7 protein-coding genes are annotated in these 16,583 nt (G+C 51.7%); 1 reads left to right on the top strand and 6 read right to left on the bottom strand.

Features of this window, described 5'->3' with window-relative positions; genetic code table 11:
* Positions 1-698: 698 nt before the first annotated feature.
* The 6 genes from DW757_RS10340 to DW757_RS10315 form a co-directional block, all read right to left on the bottom strand.
* On the bottom strand, positions 699-1,031 hold the full coding sequence (locus tag DW757_RS10340; protein WP_118751645.1) for a hypothetical protein: 333 nt from the start codon (positions 1,029-1,031) through the stop codon (positions 699-701).
* 15 nt (positions 1,032-1,046) lie between these two features.
* Positions 1,047-11,597 (bottom strand): DNRLRE domain-containing protein, encoded by a 10,551-nt coding sequence (locus DW757_RS10335; RefSeq protein WP_243033579.1) that lies wholly within the window; start codon positions 11,595-11,597, stop codon positions 1,047-1,049.
* A gap of 445 nt (positions 11,598-12,042) precedes the next feature.
* The gene (locus tag DW757_RS10330) at positions 12,043-12,717 is read right to left on the bottom strand and encodes a biotin transporter BioY (protein WP_118751643.1); all 675 of its coding nucleotides are present in this window, start codon (positions 12,715-12,717) and stop codon (positions 12,043-12,045) included.
* A 102-nt stretch (positions 12,718-12,819) separates the two neighbouring features.
* Positions 12,820-13,266: a DUF1934 domain-containing protein gene (locus DW757_RS10325; RefSeq protein WP_008396614.1), complete on the bottom strand. Its 447-nt coding sequence runs from the start codon at positions 13,264-13,266 to the stop codon at positions 12,820-12,822.
* A 72-nt stretch (positions 13,267-13,338) separates the two neighbouring features.
* Positions 13,339-14,154, bottom strand: a complete 816-nt coding sequence (gene murI, locus DW757_RS10320; protein ID WP_015574701.1) for a glutamate racemase — start codon at positions 14,152-14,154, stop codon at positions 13,339-13,341.
* Positions 14,155-14,177: 23 nt separating this feature from the next.
* Positions 14,178-15,284, bottom strand: coding sequence for a D-alanine--D-alanine ligase family protein (locus tag DW757_RS10315; RefSeq protein WP_015574700.1), 1,107 nt, complete (start codon positions 15,282-15,284; stop codon positions 14,178-14,180).
* Between the two features lie 216 nt (positions 15,285-15,500).
* On the opposite strand from DW757_RS10315, the gene spoIIR reads away from it, so the two are divergent.
* Entirely contained in the window at positions 15,501-16,304 is an 804-nt protein-coding gene (gene spoIIR / locus DW757_RS10310) for a stage II sporulation protein R (protein WP_118751642.1), read from the top strand.
* Positions 16,305-16,583 lie beyond the last annotated feature (279 nt).

Raw genomic sequence — 16,583 nt, 5'->3', positions numbered from 1 at the left:
TGACTACCGGCTGCCAAACGGCAAGATTTTAATTTTGCGAAAAACTATTGACACAATCCCGGCTCGCCGTCAATGTTGGTGAGGTGTAATGTAAAATACGCATGAATTGTGATTGCCTTATAGAAAGAAAAAGGCTGCCGGGATTAGTGAAAGCATTAAACCCGACAGCCAGACTTCCATGAAACCTTTCCCCCTATTCCTGTCTCTAAGGAAAAGTTTTTAAGCCATTTTCAACCTCTCTTTTAGGTGGCCTGGCAGAACCCTGTATTTGAGAAAATCCGGATTCTGCCATCCTGCCCCCCAAAAATGCACCGTAAAATCAATGGATTTGCAGTCAGCATACGAGATTTCTGAATGGAAACACGTTCTTGGCTAAAGCAGAGGCCTTTCTGATTACCATACGAAGAACTACTTTTTTCTTACCCCTGTGACGCGCCGTGACCATCCGTGTACCGATTTTCAAGCATCACTCGGAAAGGTGTGTCGGCAGTCTCAGTATTCGGCTTATTGGCCCGATTTGAAAAGAGAGTTTTCAGTCCAAAAAGCAATTTCAATGGGTCGAAATGTATGCTAGTGAAAGGTCGGGCACCCGACCGTGGGACGTCATCCGGCAAAGTCAAGTGATATATCAGATAATAACTACCAGTCTCCTCTCACCATTTTCCAGAAACATCATCCGTAAAATTAATCAGAAATATTTACGATATTACTATTTCCATTTTTACGCCACTAATATTTGAACTTTTAGTTAAATATAAATATCTGTCTATATTTTCTTCATTTTCATTAATAAATAAATTATATCTCGAATATCCGACAAAACCAACAAACTCTAAAAACAACTCTTTACTTAATTTTCTAGAAAAATCATATAATTTTATATTAATGAATATTATTCCTTCATTTTTCATCTCTATTATATGATTTTTTATATCATTTCTCCCTTCAAAAAAAGCTTGAATATCTTTACTCATTCCTAACTCTAAATGTGATTTAGCCTCCTGAAACATTTTAAAAAAATTTGTGTCCATGGTTACCTCCCAATATTAATTTTTAGGAATATAGTTACCGCCGTTCAATGAGGTAGGATGAGAATAAACTGTGACTATTTTATCTCCCCACTCGTTTGTAATTACTGTATTTCCTCTTTTATCTTGATATCTCCAAGTCACCTTTCCTGTAAGTTTATCAATTTCTTTTGTACGATGCTTATAATTGTTATCAATAATGCTATCAATCTTCTGAGAGTCAAATCCTCTCTCATTCGCCCTTTCTGCACCATGTTTTGTATATTCACGCCCTTTTGGAGTTTTATCTCCAGCATGTATCTCAGTCTCCTTCTCCCCCTCTTCCTCTGTTCCTTTTCCTCCAGAGTTCGAAGCTCCTGACATTTCCGATATCAGGCTATTCAGTGCTTCCGCTATGAAATTCCCTTTCGCCGCTATCACAGTTGCTCCTGCCGCTATTTCCACCTTCGCCGCTCCCGCTGCTCCCAGTGTCAATGCCATCGCTCCGCCCATAAAAGCGCCGCTGATTGCTCCTCCTCCTGCGAAAAACATTCCGAAAATCGCCGCAATTGCCGCCGCATTTCCTACAATCCTTCCCAGTTCAAAGGCTGCCCTGTCATATCCTCCGCTGTCAATCAGAAAGTCAAGCAGCACAGAGGCCGGTTCCAATGCTCCGTAAACCGTTCCTATTATGAAACTGAATATGGCATTTCCCACATCATGTAAAAGCTGAACCGTATCACTGCACACGATCATGACGCTTGCTTTTACAGCGGCTTCCATTAAGTCTTTCACTTTATTCTTTACCGCATGGCTGACATTTTCGCTGATCATGTCTACTGCATTGGCTACGCCCTTTGATACGCTTCCCCAAAGCTCTCTGACCGCCTCCGTTCCTGATACAACCGTCACTGGGAACTCGGTTCTCTCTGAACCCGTCTGTGACAGCGGATAGTTGTTGGCTTTCCACGAATCATCCGGATCATACGACGGGCCTGTCAGATACTCGGACACAAATCCGCTCGGATCGATGTAATTTAACGGATTACTCTTTACATAGTTATACCGGTTCAGCGTCAGCGGATCGCTGATGTCTCCCAGGTAGGTATCTTCAGTTAAGAAATTCCCCCTCTCCACGTCATAGTATCTGGCTCTCAGGTACTGAAGCTCCAGCATCGGATTGTAGCTCTCGGCATTATATCCGTAGATATTGTTATACTCCGGCTCGCCAAAGGTCATCTTTCCCGTGGCATTATACCGGTAGGACGCCCACAGGCCTCCGTCTGCATCCGCCACTCCGCTTACGCTTCCCCTCGGATCGTAGGTGTAGTATCCCATCCAGCCGGTAAACCGCTCCACGGTCAGCCTCTCGTTACCGTAAGCATACGCCGTATCCGGCTCGCCGTCAATATTGACTTCCATCAGGACCTCTGCGTATTCCCGGTTCACGTCGCTCACATACTCCACCAGCTCATAATTCTTCTGATGGCCTTCCGTCTTAATCAGGTCAATAAGGCCCTGCTCGATGGCTGATACCGGCTTTTCCGGCATCAGGATTCCGCTCTGGTTCTCGCTTCCGCCTGTGTTGTTGGTATTGCCGTTGCCGTTGTTGCCTTTGTCCTTATCTTTCTTCCCGTTGTTGCCTTTGTCCTTGTCTTTGTTCCCATTACCGTTCCCGTTATTTCCCTGATCCGGCTTTTCCTCCGCATCCGATGGGCTGGCGGCGTCCCAGCCGTAGTGGTTTCCGTTTCCTCCGTCTCCGTTGTTGCCGTTGTTTCCGTTTTCATTCTTCTTTTTAAACAGGGAAATGATCTGGTCTGCTTCCTCCCTGGTTTCTGTTTCCGGCAGAAGTGCGTTTTCCGTCCTCTTCTCCTCTGCATCGGATGCCGTCGCTTTGCTCTCCTCCTGCGGCCGGAGCAGTTCCTCTAAGGACAGGGTCAGAGCCTGGTAGGATAACAGGGCGTCTTCCGGACTGATGGATGTTTTCTCTTTTCCGCTTTCCTTTCCCTTGTTCCCCTTATTTCCGCTTCCCGTATTGTCCTTGTTGTTCCCGTTTCCATTCCCGCTGTTTCCCTTGAAGTCGTCGTCCGTGTGCAGGTTGTAGGACAGCTGGAAGGTCCGGTTCCCGTCTCCGTCGTAGGCCATGGCTGCCAGCAGGTTGTCTTTTTCGTATACAGCCTTCAGACGGTTCTCCACCGTATAGTAGTAGCTCAGGTCTACCTTATCGGTCCCCTTTGTCCCGTTCTCGGAAACCAGGTTTCCGTCCGCGTCATAGCCGTACTCCATTTCGGTATGCTTCTTCCCGTCATAGAGTTTTGCATGGACTGGCTGGTTGGACAGGTTATAGGTGTACTCCGCACTCTCCTGTACGGTTCCATTCCGCTTCTTCGTATAGCTTAACCGGTTCCCCATGTCATCGTAGGTATACTCATAGGTGTAGGTTCCCTGGTTTTCTTCCTTCTCTGTGGATTTTAACAGCTTTCCGTCCTCGTCGTACTCGAAGGTGCGGTTTGTCTCCACGATCTGATAGTTGTCTTTTCCGTCCTTATCATGTTTGTTCCGGTGCTGGCCTCCGTGAGGGTACTTGTCGTCATGACGGCCGTTCTCGTGCTTTCCGTCATGCTTGTCATCCCATGCGTAGCCGTAGAGAGATTCGATGGCATCCTCACCGATGATGAAACCGCGATCATCATAGGTATAATCGTACTGGCTCACGACCCATCCGCAGTCGTCACAGGTATTTTTCATGGTAACGATCTGATCTCTGGCATTGTAGGTATTGTAGGTGCTGATACCGTTTGGACGGTGGATCTGGGTGATCCGGTTGATGGCGTCGTACTCATAGGTGGTGCTTTCCCCATCCCGTCCGATGACCTCGGTCAGGTTGTCGTTCTTATCGTAGCGGTAATGGACGCTGGTTCCGTCGGGATAGGTGATGCTCTCCAGCTGATCGGAACCGTCATAAGTGTAGGAGACGGTCTGTCCGGAGCCGTTTGTCACCTGGGTAATGCGGCCGAGGCCGTCATACTGGTAAGTGCTTTCCCCGGTAAGATCCATCATGGATACCCTCTGGCCCAGAGCATCGTAGCCGTAAAGCACGCCTTTTTCTGCCTCTTCGTCCTGTCCGGCAGCCGGTTCCCCGTTTTTCCCCACAATCACCGTGTCTTCTGCATTTTCGTAGGACTTCTCCACCAGGTTATTCAGCTTGTTGTAGTCGTACCGGATGGTGTCGCCGCTGTTGGTCGTATAACTGGTCAGACGTCCTCCCGCGTCGTAGCTCCATTTCTCCGTCCGGCCCTCCGCGTTTGTCAGGCTGGTACGGTTGCCCTCCAGATCGTAGGTATATCCGGTGACGCGGCCCATGGTGTCTTCCACAGCCGTCACATTGCCCATCTCATCGTAGGTGTACCGGGTCTTCAGGCCGCTGGACAGCGTTACCTCTGTCAGATTATCCAGGATATCATAGGAAAACCGGGTATTTAAGCCGCTGGTTCCTGTGAAGGTCAGAAGGTTTCCGTGGGGATCGTAGGCGTAATGCTCGCTTAATCCCATCCGATCCGTATAGTCCGTAATCCGGCTGCCCGGATCGTAAACAGTTTCGGTGGTCTCGCCTAAGGGGTTTTTCGTTCCAATCAGGCGATCGTCTTTATCATAGGTATAGCTGTAGAAATATCCTTTCGGATCTGTGATTCCGATGAGGTTGTAGGCCGGATCGTAGGAATACTGCGTGGTTCTCTCTCCCGGTTTTGTCTGGGAAATCAGGCGTCCCACCTGGTTGTAGGCATACTCAGTGGCCTTTCCCTCCGGATCCACACTGGCCTTTAACTGGTCTATGAGATCATACTCATAGTTCCAGGTATATCCCAGGGCATCGGTGACGGCGTTCTGATTGCCGCGGATGTCGTATCCGAATTCCGTAATTCCCCCTTCCGGATCTCTTACTTTCGTCATCCGGTGCATCACGTCGTACTCATAGGAGCTGTTTCTTCCCAGACTGTCGCTGTCCTCTATGATATTGTCTGCCGGATCGTACTCGAAGGTACGGGTCAGGCCCAGTGGGGTGGTGATACCGGTCAGACGGTGGACAGGATCGTAGGTATAGACGTAGGAGCCCCCGTTTTTCTGGGTCAGCTTTGTCACCAGGCGGTTTAAATCCACCTCGTAGACGGTGGTGTTTCCCGCCGGATCGGTTTCGCTGGTCAGCTCGTCATGTTTGTCATAGGTATAGGAAGTCTTTGCCCCCTTCGGGGAAATGGCCTCGATAAGGTTTCCCATCACATCGTATCGGTACTCGGTGATCAGGCCGTTGGGATCCTTAACCTTCGTCACGTTCCCCAGGGCGTCATATCGGTATTCCGTCTTATTTCCCTCCGGCGTGGTGAAGCTCAGCAGACGGGACAGCTCGTCATACTCGTAAAGTTCCGTGTTTCTGCGCCCGTTGGTGACGGAGGTGAGCCGGTCAGTATCATCGTAGGCGTAGGAGGTTTCAGCCCCTTCCGCGTCCAGGGCGGACAGGAGGTTTCCCACTGCGTCATAGGTATACCCGGTGACTGCTCCCAGAGGATTGGTTTCGCTGGTGACCCGGTTGATGGCGTCATAAGCGTAGATATAGACCGCCTCTCCCGGTTCCGTGGTCTTTATAAGATTTCCTGCCGGATCGTATTCGTAGGCATAAGCGGTGCCGTCCGGCTGTATTACTCTGGTCAGACGGTCCAGGGCATCGTACTCGTAGCGGGTAACGGCCTGTCCGAAGTCGGTCTGTTCTACCAGACGTCCGAAGGGATCGTACTCATAGAAGGCGGTCCTTCCGATGGTGTCGCTCTGCCAGATGAGATTCCCGCTTTCGTCGTAACCATAGAGGGTGGTATTCCCGATATTGTCCTTCTTCTTCGTGACGCGGCCCATCTCATCATAAGTGTAGGCGGTTACGACGCCGGCCTCGTCCGTGCTCGTAATAATCCGGTTGTTCGCATCGTATTCCATAGTGACAGTATCGCCGTCAGGCATCTGAATCCTTACCAGATTTCCGTTCTCGTCATAGGCGGTCTGGTACTCGTGATCCAGGGCGTCAGTCAGCGCAACCGGCTGGTTTAACTCGTCGTAGACAATCCTGGTTTCCCCTTTCAGGGCATCGGTGGTTTTCGTCACATTGCCCACTGGGTCGTACTCGCGGGCAGTCACATGGCCCAAAGCGTCTGTCTGGGCCAGGAGCTCTCCGATTTCGCTGTAATAGAATTCATCACTGTGACCGTTGGCGTCGGTGCTTTTCACTATGCGGCCGTTTAAATCATAATCGGTGGCGGTCACTCCGTCCAGGGCATCGATCACTTCCTGTAAGCGGCTGGCCCCGTCATAGCGATACCGGGTGCTGTAGCCGTTGGCATCGGTGAAGGTCAGAAGGTTTCCGGCTCCGTCGTAGACGCAGGCGGTTTCGCCTCCCAGCGGATCTCTCGCTTTCGTGAGCTGGTTGTTGTGGTTGTAGGTAAACGTATAAACCCTCGTCTCGTCATCGGACAGGCGGACGATATTTCCGTTTCCATCATAGCCAAGCTCTGTGACAAGACCGTTTGGCGCCGTCATGCGGATCACACGGCCGTTTTTGTCGTACTCATAGGCCTGGGTGGTTCCGTCAGGGTTCGTCTGCCTGAGCAGGCGGCCGTTTCGATCATACTCATACCGGCTCTCGTAGCCCATGGCGTCCGTTACCAGGACGGGAAGACCAAGGATCGAATCGTATTCGGTATGTACCGTGTTTCCTCTCCGGTCAGAAGCTGCAATCTGGTTTCCCTTCGCGTCCAGGATATAGGAGATCTTCTGCCCTTTGGCGTCCGTCACGGAAATCAGGCGGTTTCTGCCGTCATATGCGTAGACCGTGGTGCGGCCCAGAGCGTCCGTTTCGGATATCCGATTGTAGTTCCCGTCGTAGGCGTAAGTCAGAGTATTTCCCTTTGCGTCTGTCCCGCTCAGGATGTTGTGCATGGGATCGTAGGTGAAGGCAGTTTCCGTTCCCATAGGATCGGTAATGGACAGCACCTCTCCCGCCGGGCTGTATTCATAGGCCGTGGTTCCCCCGTCCCCTGCTGTTTCTGTAAGATTCCATCCGTTTTTATTGTAAGTCCACTTCTCTGTGCGGCCGGAACCGTCTGTCTGAGTTAAAAGGCGGTTCATGGCGTCATAGGTGAAATGGGCGGTATGCCCCTCCCCATCGGTGATGGATGTCACCGCAGCGCCGTCATACTGAAGGGTAACAGTACCGCCGTTTGCATCCGTCATGGAAATCAGGCGGCTCTGCCCGTCGTAGGTGAGGGAGACCGTATTGCCCTCAGGATCCGTGGCCGTCAGGAGATTGCCTCTTTCGTCATAGGTATAGGCGGTGGTGCCGCCCTCATAGTCAGTGGCGGTTAAGAGCTGGTTTGCCTCATTATAGGTGAAGGAGGCCCTGGAACCGTCGGCCCTCGTCTCAGTCAGGAGATTTCCATTCCTGTCATAGGTGCAGGCGGTGGTATTTCCCAGCTCATCTGTCTCTGATGACCGGTATCCGTTTTCATCGTAGGTATAGCGGAGCTCGCTTCCGTCCGGGTATACAATCCGGGTGGTTCGGTACTGGCTGTCATAGCAGTATTCTGTGATATTGCCATTATTGTCGGTGACGGTGGTACAGCCGTCGGCATAGGTCAAAACGGCAGTGTTTCCATTTCCGTCCGTCTGCTTCGTCACACGCCCCTCCCCGTCATAAACATTTGCCGTGACGCAGGTGCCGTTCTCATCATACCAGGCCGTCATGCGGTGACTGTCGTCATACTCATATCGGCGGGTATCTCCGGCCTGGTTAGTATACTGAACCAGATTTCCATCCTCGTCGTACTCATAGCTTACCTGGGTGCCATCCGGCAGACCTGCCCCTGTGATCCTACCCTTCTCGTCCATGGTGATGTCGAGAATTTTTCCCGTAGGAGATTTGATCTGAAGCAGGTCATAATCGTCACTGTAGACGAAGGTGGTGCGGCGGCCCTGCCGATCCTCATGGTACTGGAGAAATCCCTGGGCGTCAAACACGAATGTACTTCCGTCCGTGTCTGTCACCTTCCATCCGGCGCAGGCCGGCGGGGCGATGGCGCTTTCTTTCTCCTCCTTCTCGCTGTCCGGTTCACCGGACTGCTTTCTGGCGTCTGAGCTGCTGGCTCTTGGAAGTCCTGTCACCAGATTTTCAGCAAAGCTCCTCCCGGACGCCAGCTTTCTCTGCTCTGCCTCCTTTAAAAGCTCCTCCGTGGTGACAACCCTTGTTTCTGTGGCAGGCCGGTCAGTTTTCGCATCCTTGCCGGTTTCCCCGGATTCGTTTCTGCCGCTCTCCTCTGCGTCAGAGGCGGTGGCAGTGTCGATCTCAATGGAGTCCAGGGGAGTAAGCGTCTGGGCATAGCCTTCCGGCGCCTCGTAGGTATCCCCGTTCTTTGTAAAGGGGATGCCCTTTCCATCGCTCCTCTTATAGAGGATCGTTCCGTCCGGCAGGATGGACAGGTGGTCGCCTAAGCCGGAGCTCCAGCCATAGCCGAACTCATTGTGGTAGTCCGGCAGGGAGGAGTTGTAGCTTCTCGTGATGCCAAAGCTGCCGTTTAATTCCGGAATCCCAAAGTCCTCCTGGGTCATGTAGAAGTTTCCTGTATTCAGATTCACAGGCTCCAGACCCAGCTCACAGTTGATATTGGCTCCTGCCAGCAGATTTTCCAAGAGCTTCTCTTCAAGAGGCGTCAGATTATCCTGCCAGGAGTAGGGCTCTGCTGTCTTCGGTCCGCGGATGAAGAGGATTGTATCCGCTTCTGCCAGCTGGTTTTTGTACAGGTGGTTATCTCTTGCGATGGTGTTGGGATTTACCCCGTAGTGACGGGCAATCCGGTTTACCAGATCGTGCTGCTGCACCTCATAGAGCAGGAAGGTATCACTGTCTTCCGGTGTAAAGGTGATTTTCTCCCCCTCAGTATCAGCCGTTCCGTCTTCATTTAGCGGATATCCCTCGGCGGTTCCTGACACGTAATAGATCGTATCTGTTTCCAGGTCGTCCAGGGTCCATCCGCTCTCTGCCTGCCAGTTGGAAACCAGACTGGCATCATAATCGCTCTCCAGATCTGCTTTCTGGAAATCTGGGTAGATAAACTCCTCTGCGCCCTCTGTCTCCCCGCTGTCTTTTTCCTCCTCTGAGGCCTCTTCCATCAGCTGCCAGGAAATCTTTGCGCCCTCCTGTGTCTTTCCGTTTGTCAGGACGCCGGATACGCTGTATCCCCCAATCTCGGTGCTGACAATAGACGGAGTTACATCTATTGTGGTCTTTTCCAGATCCATGGCCTCTTCTTCCAGATTTCCCTCCCATACCACAGTGATCTTCGGGCCCTGGGCTGAATTGTAGGTATTTGCAAAGGTCTCTGCCGTCATGCGGTAGGCAGGATCCGTCGTCTCACCGGCCTCCACCTGGGCTTTCAGCATAAAGCCGCCCTGAGGCTCTGTCTTTGCGATCCAGGCGTTCATCACCTCAGTAAAGTCAAAGGACAGAGTCTGGTTCTCTCCGGCAGAGCCTGCAAAAATATGGCGTTCCGGCGCCGGGTTGACGGCCGGCATAGAATTCCAGGTCACGCGGTTGGCATCCCAGCCCACCACCGGAAAACCAAGCTCGAAGACACTTGTGCCCTTGCTGTTGTCTGTCTGCTGGTGGATCTCCAGGGTTGCCTGCAGGCAGTTTGTGGCAGAATTCAGAATATCCTGCATGTTGGCATCGTCGAACATATTGACTGCGATATAGACGCGGCAGTTTTTCATACTGTCGTCCACATATCCCACGTAAGACGGGCTTCCCCAGTCATAGTGGGAAGACGGATGTCCTTCAGACACCGTACACATGATAAGCTCATTGGATGGAACCAGGGGACTCGGATCGATACGGACCGGATAGGCTCGGTCCTCATCCTCCAGCCAGCCCTCGTCTGCCTTCACTGTCACAGTCACCCGGTCCTTCTTCCCGGACAGCTTCATAGTCAGATCGCTGCTTGTCTCTCCGTCGTCATCAATCATCAGAGGCGCATCCAGAAGAAACACCGGCTCCTCTTTTCTGTCCCGGTAAATCACAATGCGGCCGTCCTCTTTGGCCGCCTGGAGGCCCGGAATCTTTAACTGGTAGGTAAACTCATACTTCTCTGACGGTTCCAGAAGGATAATGTCCTCCTTCACCGTATTCCCAACTACCGTATACTGGTAGTCAATGTTTTCATATACATCCGTAAAACGGATAGCATTTCCCTCACAGAGGCTCCGTTTGAAACTGCCGCCGGAGGGGATCAGCTCCATGCTGTCTTCCCCGGACTCGATGCGGATGCCCCGCGCAGACGTAATCCGCTCCGGGATCTGAATGTCTGTTTCACCGCCTGCATTAGCCAGGTAGGAGGAGGCAGAAATGCTCCTTAAAGGCATGGCGTTAGAGCTGCTGGCCTTCTGCGGCTCATCTTCACCGGGTTCCTCCTTCTCTCTCTTTTCCTTCAGAGGAATCAGAGTGTCATCCACCTCTTCCACTGTGCCGTCTTCCCGCTCATAGAGTCCGGAATACCCGCCGATCACGGTTGTATACTCTCCGTCCCCGGTACGGTAGGTACGGACGGAGCCGTCAAAGCGCACCAATTCTCCGTCTGGCTCGTCAGCCTCAGGCTCCTCGTAAAAATCCTCGGGAGCGCGAAGCTCCTCTTCTTCCAGAGGCTGCTCTTCTTCCAGAGGCTGCTCTTCTTCTGGAAGCGTTTCCTCAGGAGGAAGCTCTTCCATGGGAGGCTCCTCCTGCTGCTCCTCTGAGGACGGTTCTTTCTTTGGAGGCTGTTTCTCTTCCTCTGCCGGATCATCTATGGTGCCGGAGTCCTTGGAACTGTCAGGCTTTTGAGCGCTGTCTAAGTCAGAACCGTCCCCAGATTCCCCGTCTGCTCCGCTATCATCTGTCCCGGAACCAGCCTGAGAGCTGTCTTCCTCTTCACTTCCGCTCTCTCCACCGGCTTCACTTTCACTTGTGCCGCTCCCACTTGTTTCGTCTTCACCTGTTTCGCTTTCGCCGGTTCCGCTTTCACTCTCTCCTTTTTCGCCGGTTCCGCTCCCGTCTGTTTTATCTTCTCCTTTCTCAGAGCCGGAACTGCTTCCCTCACTTTCAGAACTGCCTCCTTCGGAGGCTGTCTCACTCCCCTCAGAGCCGGAGCTTCCGCTCTCTTCCTCTTTTTTGGAGCTGCTGCTTCCGGTTTTACTGTCTTCTGTGCGTTTTCCATCTGAGCCGCTCTCCTCCTGACTGCTGCTCTTCGGCTGGCTGCCTTCTGTCCCGCTGCCCTTGGGCTGGTCTTTGTCGTCTCCCTGAGCAGCGCTGTTTCTTCCTGAGCTGTTTCCTCCCACTGACCCGGAAAGTCCCAGTTCATTCAGCGTCAGGGCTGAAGGGCGCGAAAAGTCCACATAGCGGGGCATGTTTTTTACCTGCTCTGCCGCATCGGCCACCAGAACTGCCGTGTTCGGCAGCACCATGGATGCCGTCAGAACCCAGCTTATAATCTGCCTGCCAATCTGCCGTCTTCGTTTCTTTTTCATACAACTCCTCCTTTGCATGTTTTGATTTATCTTCAAAGCCTGTATCCGATACAGGCTTCGTGATTTTCTGCTGCCGGATCAAATGGAGTATTTGCTGAAATCTGTGAGAAAGCTAAACAATGATGTGAAAAGAGAGTAGATTCTATTATGTTTTCTGCTGTTGTTCGACTGTACTGATTTGACTGTTGTATCGTTCTATTTGCCCTCTTTATTATTTACACGAATTTGCGAAGATTAATATGACAATTTTTCTGTTCTTATTTATTTTTTCGTATTTTTTTAATGTCATTCCAGGATTTTTTCATCAAATTATGCTGTGTTTTGACAGTGTTTAACCTCCCGCAGTAAAAAAGCGGGCAGGGCTTTTTGTATTATAGGAAACCTCGTTCCCTGTTATACAAAAAAAGAGTCTGCCAAAGCAGACTCCAAAAACCGGTAAGCTCCCTTACCTCAGAAATGCCATCATGGGCTTCAGCCTCCTGGCAGTGAGACTGGCCAGAAAGCACAAGAGCAGATCTCCGCCGGCTGTCAGCAGGAAACAGTTCACAAAAACTACTCCGGCTGTTACAGGCATATGGATCACGTAATTGCTCAGAAAATAGAAATAGAACATGCCTGACAGATACATGACAGTGAAGCCGCAGAGGCAGGCTGCCATAAGGCTCTTCAGGGAAGAGCTCCTGAGCTTTTCGGAAACGGTTCCCGTCACCCATGCGGCGGCAGCAAAACCCAGCAGAAATCCGAAGGTAGGCCTGAGCAGATAGGCCGGCCCTCCCCCTGCTGCAAAAATAGGGACTCCTACCAGGCCCACGGTCAGGTAAGTGAGGACACAGAGAAATGCCTGCCTTGCCCCGAGAAGCAGCGCTGCCAGCAGAACAAAGAAAAACTGAAGGGTAAAGTTCATAGGAAAGGGCTGGACGGGGATGCTGATTTTTATAAATGCCCCCACTGCAATCAGCGCAGTGAAAAAGCCGCCGGCCGCCAGCTCTCTCACCCCAAGGCCGACTGCAGCCGAAGCTGTTTTTCCCGCCTTTTTGTCAGTCTGACAGATTCCTGGTATCTCTCTCTGAGCGCTGGGCTGTCTTTCTTTTTTTGCACTTTCCTCCTGCCGCTTTATCATCCGTTTTTCCGCCTTTCCGTCGTTGAAAAGAGGACTCTCATAAGAGCTTTCTGCCCTCTCCTCCTTTAGTATGTTTCCAGCTGAGCCTTCTCCTTCTTCCCGCTATGAATTCAAATGGAAATCAGCCTTTTCCTTTGACTGAATGTCAATGGAAATCCTGCAGTTTGACATTTTTTCAAAATTCACATCGAGAGTATAATCCACGTGAACGCTGATTCGATCTTCCTGCTCGTCTATGTCTATCATGTTTGTGCTGACACCTACCATCATCTGGCCGAAGGCGGTGGAATAGCAGTTTACATTCGTCTTGTTTTCCTCAAAAACCATATGGGAGCGGGCCGGACCGCTCTTCATCACGTCCACCGTATTCCGTCCGATCCGGATTGTATTTTTCACCGCCCTGTCAAAGCCCTCCACCAGCTCGTCATAGACGATGTAGTGCTTATTGTTCTTAAAATAATAGCTTCCGGCCGTGATAACCTCCACATTGTCGGATTCCCCGTCCACCGTGTGGATTCCCCGGATACTCACAAGAACCTCTTTCGTCATTCGTCATTCTCCTTCTGTTTTGGAATACCGCAGCCCTCTGTCACAGTCTTTTTCCTTCCCGGTCTTGTATCTTCAGTATTCCTCAATATTTATCTTTCTCGTCTCCTTCACCTCTCCCGGAAGGATTGCCGTTGCAAAGCTTTTGAACCGTTCTGCCATGTCGCTGACAAAAAACTGGTATTTTTCCCCTCCGGCCTCCCCCGGGATGCAGGTAAGCTCCTTTTCCCCCAGAAGGCTCTTAAGCTCCCTGGCTGTCTCGTAGGCCGGATTGATAAGCGTCACCTCCTCGCCCATCAGCCGCGCCAGCGTGGAGCGAAGGAGAGGGTAATGGGTGCAGCCCATAACAAGGGTATCAATATATTTTTCCTTGAGAGAAGCCAGATAGCGGGAGGCAATCTCGTCGGTGACAGAGTCGTGGAGCAGCCCCTCCTCCACGAGAGGCACAAAGAGGGGACAGGGCTTTCCTGTCACCTCGATCGCCGGGTTCATCTGCTTCATCAGCTCTGTGTAGACGCCGCTTCTGATGGTGGCCTCTGTGCCGATAATCCCTATCTTTCTGTTTTTCGTCGCCTCCACAGCAGCCTTGGCTCCGGCGTGGATCACGCCGATAATCGGAATATCCAGATCCTTCTCCACCGTTTCCAGCGCGCAGGCAGTCGCCGTATTGCAGGCAATGACGATAGCCTTTACCTCCTTGGTCCGCAGGAAACGGATAATCTGCCTGGAATATCGGATCACCGTCTCCTGAGATTTCGTTCCGTAGGGAACCCTGGCGGTGTCTCCGAAATAGACAAGCTTCTCCTCCGGCATCTGGCGCATAATCTCCCTGGCCACTGTCAGACCTCCGACTCCCGAATCAAATACACCGATAGGCGCGTTTCTGTCCATATGCTCTCCTTTCCAGCCAGCCGTTATGAGTCATACCTTACGCGTCCATTTTCGATCAGGCGCGTTACAAGCTCTGTCTTATCCACTCCCGCAGCCTCGAAAAGCATCGGGTACATGCTGATGGCGGTAAAGCCTGGGATGGTGTTGATCTCATTGAACACAACCTCTCCCTGCTCTGTCACAAAGAAGTCCACCCTCGCCATTCCGTAGCCGTCTACAGCGGTGAAGATCCTTCTGGCAGCCTCTCTTACCTTCTCGGCAGCGTCCCCCGGCAGCTCAGGATTGACTACTGTTCTGGACTCTTCATTGTAATACTTGGCGTCAAAGTCATAGAAGTCGGCGGCCGCCAGGATCTCACCCACGCCAGAAGCGATGACCTCCCCGTTTCCTCCTCCGAACACGGCGCACTCTACCTCGCGGCCCACGATCATTTCCTCTACCAGAATCTTTCTGTCATGCTTCGCAGCCTCCCTCAGTCCGTTTTCCAGCTCGCTGCGGTCTGAGGCCTTGGAAACTCCCCTGGAGGAACCTGCGTTGGACGGCTTGATAAAGACAGGATAGGAGAAATGCTTTTCCACCCGCTCTGTCACAGATTCCATATGGGAGAGCTCCCCTCTCATAACCGGGACATAGGCTGCCTGGCGCACGCCCAGAGTGTCCGCCACAATCTTTGTGTACAGTTTATCCATGGAAACGGCAGAGGCCAGGACTCCGCAGCCCACGTAGGGCAGTCTGGCCAGCTCAAAAAGGCCCTGGATAGTTCCGTCCTCCCCGTAAAGCCCGTGAAGAACCGGAAACGCCACATCCACCGGAACCTTCTCCACTCCGCTCTCTCTCTCAATGAGCACACATTTTTCCGTGGCATCCGGAGAAAATACCGCGCCCACGGATTTGTCTCTCCAGCTCTCGTCCCGGATGGACTCCACGCTGTCCACATAGAGCCATTTTCCCTCCTCAGTTATCCCCACAATTACCACGTCGTATTTTTCCCTGTCTATATGGTTAATTACATTGACAGCCGACATGCACGATACGATGTGCTCTGAGGACTGTCCGCCAAACACTACCAGCACCTTTGTTTTCATCTGTCTTTCCTCTCCTTCTGTGTCCTTTTCTATATTGATTGTCATATTCCGGGCCAATACCTGCCGGATCGCCCGCAGTCTCTGCTTTCTGCAGACAGCGCTGCTTCTGGCGTTCTCAGGCGCCAGAAAAGAATCTCAAGCAGGCTCCCATTCAGTTTATTCTCATACCAGAGCAATTTCAACCTTTTTCTAATAAAAACTGTTTAAATTATATCATGCCTGTCAATACTCGGAGAAAACACAGCAGCAAAGGAGTTTGAGATGAAAAGTTTTTCCCGTTTCCTGAAGCGTTGTTCAGACGCCGGAAGTTATAAATGTATGTACCTCTCGCTGGCAGCCGCCTGCCTGGCTGTTTCTCTCACGCTGTATATCAGCAGCGCAAGAAAGCAGGAGGAGGCAGTTGCCTCGTCCGTGGCTCCCCAGGTACTCCGCTTTCACGTCCTGGCAAACAGTGATTCCAATGAGGATCAAAAGCTGAAGTTTGGTGTCCGGGATCTGCTCCTCGAGGAGATCCGCCGGGGCTTTTCTTCCGATGAGGAGGGAGAGGAGCAGACCTCACAGAAGGCCAGGCTCCAGTCCTACATACTCCTCCACCGGGATGAGCTTGAAACGCTGGCCGAGTCCTTTCTGGAAAAGCAGGGGAAACCGGACCAGGTACAGATACGTCTGGAAAGCGCCTACTTTCCGACCCGCTTCTACGGAGACATCGTCTTTCCCTGCGGGATCTATGATGCCGTGCGCGTGATAATCGGGGAAGGAAACGGCCATAACTGGTGGTGTGTCCTCTATCCCTCCCTCTGCTTTACTGAGGAGGCCTGCGCTGTGGTTCCTTCTGAATCCAGAAAGGATCTTGCATGCCTTTTAGATGAAAGTGTATTCGAGGAAATCTCCGCAGACAGAAGACTTGTATTCGGAGAGTCCGCCGGAATTGCCCAGAATGAAAAAAAAGGCGGCAAAGAGAGCCCTTCTTCCCGCCAGACGCCCTCCGGGGAGGATTCCCGGCCAGATGCCTCTGAAAAGCCTGTTGTTCACATCAGTCTCCGTATCCTGGAATTCTTCCGCTGACCGCAGACAGGCGCCAAACGGCATACTCCCCGGACAGCGGAAAAACTAAGACAGCGGGGAGCTCTCCTGCTGAAACCCGAATGGTTCCCTGTAAAGCATCCCCGCTGTTTTTCACTTCCGTGATTATCTATGCTTTTTCCTGTTTCCTGTCTGCGCTGCCCTTCCGAATATCTGCTCTTCCGCCTGTATTCCTGAATGGAACATTCATTCAGCGCTCATCTCTCCGAAACTTCTATATCTGAAACTTCTATATCTGAAATTTCTCTATCTAAAACTTCT

The organism is Clostridium sp. AM29-11AC, from assembly GCF_003480545.1.
Classification (GTDB): Bacteria; Bacillota; Clostridia; order Lachnospirales; family Lachnospiraceae; genus Otoolea; species Otoolea saccharolyticum_A.
The sequence above is the reverse complement of the archived record's forward strand: the minus strand, read 5'-3'. Positions and strand labels throughout refer to the sequence as shown.

Coding starts and splice junctions, on each gene's coding strand:
- DW757_RS10340 (WP_118751645.1), bottom strand. CDS start 1,031: ATGGACACAAATTTTTTTAAAATGTTTCAGGAGGCTAAATCACATTTA.
- DW757_RS10335 (WP_243033579.1), bottom strand. CDS start 11,597: ATGAAAAAGAAACGAAGACGGCAGATTGGCAGGCAGATTATAAGCTGG.
- DW757_RS10330 (WP_118751643.1), bottom strand. CDS start 12,717: ATGATAAAGCGGCAGGAGGAAAGTGCAAAAAAAGAAAGACAGCCCAGC.
- DW757_RS10325 (WP_008396614.1), bottom strand. CDS start 13,266: ATGACGAAAGAGGTTCTTGTGAGTATCCGGGGAATCCACACGGTGGAC.
- murI (WP_015574701.1), bottom strand. CDS start 14,154: ATGGACAGAAACGCGCCTATCGGTGTATTTGATTCGGGAGTCGGAGGT.
- DW757_RS10315 (WP_015574700.1), bottom strand. CDS start 15,284: ATGACAATCAATATAGAAAAGGACACAGAAGGAGAGGAAAGACAGATG.
- spoIIR (WP_118751642.1), top strand. CDS start 15,501: ATGAAAAGTTTTTCCCGTTTCCTGAAGCGTTGTTCAGACGCCGGAAGT.